This window comes from Sphingobium sp. MK2 (genome assembly GCF_040170545.1).
In the GTDB taxonomy this organism is placed as follows: Bacteria; Pseudomonadota; Alphaproteobacteria; order Sphingomonadales; family Sphingomonadaceae; genus Sphingobium.
The window spans coordinates 1-3,076 of the sequence record NZ_JAZDXA010000084.1 but is presented as its reverse complement, the minus strand read 5'-3'; the positions used below and the strand labels follow the sequence as shown (position 1 = coordinate 3,076).

At 51.4% G+C, this 3,076-nt stretch carries 3 protein-coding genes; 1 reads left to right on the top strand and 2 read right to left on the bottom strand.

Translation table 11 applies throughout. The annotated features are described in order from the left end of the window. Nucleotides 1-108: 108 nt before the first annotated feature. On the top strand, nucleotides 109-2,010 hold the full coding sequence (locus tag V2I08_RS20215) for a hypothetical protein (RefSeq protein WP_349636547.1): 1,902 nt from the start codon (nucleotides 109-111) through the stop codon (nucleotides 2,008-2,010). A gap of 147 nt (nucleotides 2,011-2,157) precedes the next feature. Here V2I08_RS20215 and V2I08_RS20210 read toward each other — a convergent pair whose 3' ends face one another. Continuing rightward, the gene (locus V2I08_RS20210) at nucleotides 2,158-2,478 is read right to left on the bottom strand and encodes a DNA-binding transcriptional regulator (RefSeq protein ID WP_349636548.1); all 321 of its coding nucleotides are present in this window, start codon (nucleotides 2,476-2,478) and stop codon (nucleotides 2,158-2,160) included. Then, a complete protein-coding gene (locus V2I08_RS20205) occupies nucleotides 2,468-2,893 on the bottom strand; it encodes a type II toxin-antitoxin system RelE/ParE family toxin (protein ID WP_349636546.1) in 426 nt (141 codons plus the stop codon). The genes V2I08_RS20210 and V2I08_RS20205 overlap by 11 nt, the downstream gene beginning before the upstream one ends. Between the last annotated feature and the right edge of the window lie 183 nt (nucleotides 2,894-3,076).

Sequence of the window (3,076 nt, the reverse complement as noted above, 5' to 3'; positions counted from 1 at the left end):
GTCCCGTCCACGCCGCCAGTGCCGTCGCCCGCCAATCCAGGCAAACTACGCCGCTGTCATGAATAAGCCGGGTTAATTAGATTAAAAGACGGCGATCTTCTTGCAGAGATGCTCTTAAAAACCAAGATATCACTGTCGCCCGGTATCGATATAAACCCTGAACAGTTTATCGCCGATCATCAAATTATCTCCGATAATGATGTAGCTTTAAAGATTGTTGAAGAGCTTCGCACTATTTGCGCGTCAAGAGCTTATCCGGTGGTGTTAGATCAAGGAGCGATGGTTACTGAAGATGGTATGTTGAGGCCAGAGTTTGATATTCTCTACAGTATTGTTGCAAGCGACCCAGGAATAGACTTGGGAATTGTTAGCAATCGTCGAATAACGAATTCAGATGGAAATGCCTTGCCTTCTGTACGTGTAACAGAGTTGTCTCCTAGCTCAAGCCAGAGGCTAGTGCGACTGCTGGCAAGAGACAGGCAGATTCATCTTGGGACGGATGAGGCAAGAGTGATCGCCGAATATTCGCACGGTTATCCGCCAGCTGTGATGTTTGCCGTGCAAGAAATGGAGGCTTATGGCCCCGCTTATGTTGCTGCAAGCCGCGCTGCGTTGTCGCGGTTTAGCGAAGAGATATTTTTAAGGAAATTACAATCTGATAAAAAAATGTCTGATGAAAATATAGCTATATTGCAGCTTCTATCGACTTATAGTCCCCTGCCATTGCCGGTGATAAGAGATTATCTTGGTATGTCGGCCGAAACAGTCATTAGTCACATGACGTATCTCTTAGACTTCGCGCTCGTCGTTCCCGAAGGCATGAACTATCGAATTTCAGAGCCAGTGAGACAAGCGGCTTATCGGGCCTACAACGGCCTACATCTCGATCATGGAAAGGTATCGAGTTTTCTAGAAGATTATTTAGAGAATTTCGAGGATGATGATACGAGACTTTCATTAGGTCAAAATCTTTTTCGGGCCGCAACGCTAGCAGGCCGACGGTCCTCATCGAAATATGCGGTCACACTTGCGAGTGACCTGATCGAGTTAGCTGTCCAATCATATCATGATCGGGATTATGATAGAGCGATCACTGTCGGCGAACTCGCGATCGATGCAAGGCCAAATAGTGTAAACGTTCGCCGTTTTGTTGCTCAGGCCCTTATTAGAAGAGAAAGATTTGTAGAGGCGTCAGTTCATATTGAAGAGCTATTATCTAGAGGTAGCGTAAAAGAGGCGTTTTACGTTAAGGGATTTATGGCTCGGCGTCAGTACAACCATCATCTAGCAATTGAGCACTATGAGCGGAGTCTGGAGTTTGGCCGCTCTGGTGTGCCGATACATCGGGAATTGGCGGGTTGCTATTTTGAGTGTGGCGACATGGTGAAAGCCCGCGCTCAGATTGAAATTGCTGAGCGGCTATCCCCTCACAATAAATTTATCGTCGACCTTCAATGCCAGATTGCAATTCGTGCAGGAGACCTTTTGGCGGCAGAACGAGCATTAGCCGTTCTAAGCAGAGTAGAAGAGGCAGGATTCTACGAACATCGTCGCTCGACTTATGAACAAGCCGCCGGCCATCCGTTAGAGGCATTAAGGTTTGCAAAGCTCGCGGTCGAGGACCAGCCTCGCCCCCAATTTGAAACGTTTGCAAATCTAGCCAACTGTCAGATGGAAGCCGGTGATCTCGATGCGGCGGCGGCAACACTGTCGGATATAGACAATCGATTTCATTCAACAAATCGAGATAGTCGCCTTGGCATGAGATGTAAGCTTGAATTGAAGAGGGGGAATTTAGATACAGCCCATGCGCTTTGGGTCAAGATTCGCTCTCCTTCCCCGGTTCATCTTGCTTTAAGGTGCGCGATGCTTCGTAAGAAATCGATAAAAACAGTGCTTTCTAAATCCGAGATGTCCGAATTTGAAAATCTCAGCGCTAGGTTTAACGCCGGAGATGAAGAGAAAGCCGCTCAGCTACTAGGATCCGAACTCTCTAATGTTGATTTCTGAAAGTCCGTGATCTCAGCGGAACGGAACAATCACGGAGTGGCCGAGAGAGGGTAATGAGAATGGCATTTATTCCCAAATTCTTCCTTCAAATCGGACAGTCGCCAATCGGCCATGGTGCGGCAAACATGTGCTTCCGACAGGAAACAGCTACGCGACTGCCTGTAATCCCTTGCGTTGGATGATCGACAGAAGGCGCAGGGCAGGGCCGCCGGGTCGCTTCACGCCGCGCTCCCAATCCGACACGAGATTGCGCGAGACGTTGAGATAGGCGGCGAACACAGGTTGCGAGACATGCTCGCGCTCGCGAATCGCCCGAATTTCATCACCTGCCAGCGTAGGGGCGGGGGCAAGGCACGCGTCATCGAATGTACGCAGCGTCGCGCGCGACACCACGCCCGCGTCGTGGGCGTCGCTCATCATTTCATGGATCGCGCCCGCAATCTCGCTGCGATAGCCCTTATCCTTCATCACCGTTCCCATCCTCTATCTCCACCAGCGTTCCCAAAGCTACCAGTCGGTCCAATTCCCCGGCATTCCATTCCAGCGCCTCGCTTGCCGCGTCGCGGAGCAGGGCCAGGTCCGCCTTTGATATGTTCGCCTGCGCACTCTTGGCGAACCCAAAAGCGAATATCGCCTTGTCACCCTGCCGGAACAGGATCAGCGTGCGATAGCCGCCCGACTTACCTTGCCCGGTGCGCGCGACCCGCTGCTTGATGACACCGCCGCCAAGATCGGCGTCCACTAGACCGCTTTCTGCGCGCTCCACGGCTTCACGAAGCGAGGCATCGGCAATCCGCTCTTTTCGCGCGAAGCGCTCGAACCAACCATTTTTGAAGATGCGCGCGATGGCGGTTCTCCTGCTCTCTGTGACTTTATATAACACTTAGCGTTATATTTCAACATGGATGGGAAGGAACGACACGGTATCGTCCTTCTTGACAGCGCATAGGCTGCGGGAGAGCATGAGTTTGCTTCATGACGCTTTCGACGTAAGCGGGGTCTGAGGGGCGCCTTGCGCGGTGCCCATTCGCCGGGATGATTACCGCTCTTTTAGCGAGGTGGCGGG

Bases quoted from the DNA above. Each gene is read 5' to 3' on its own strand.
- V2I08_RS20210 (WP_349636548.1), bottom strand. From the start codon at position 2,478: ATGAAGGATAAGGGCTATCGCAGCGAGATTGCGGGCGCGATCCATGAA.
- V2I08_RS20215 (WP_349636547.1), top strand. From the start codon at position 109: ATGCTCTTAAAAACCAAGATATCACTGTCGCCCGGTATCGATATAAAC.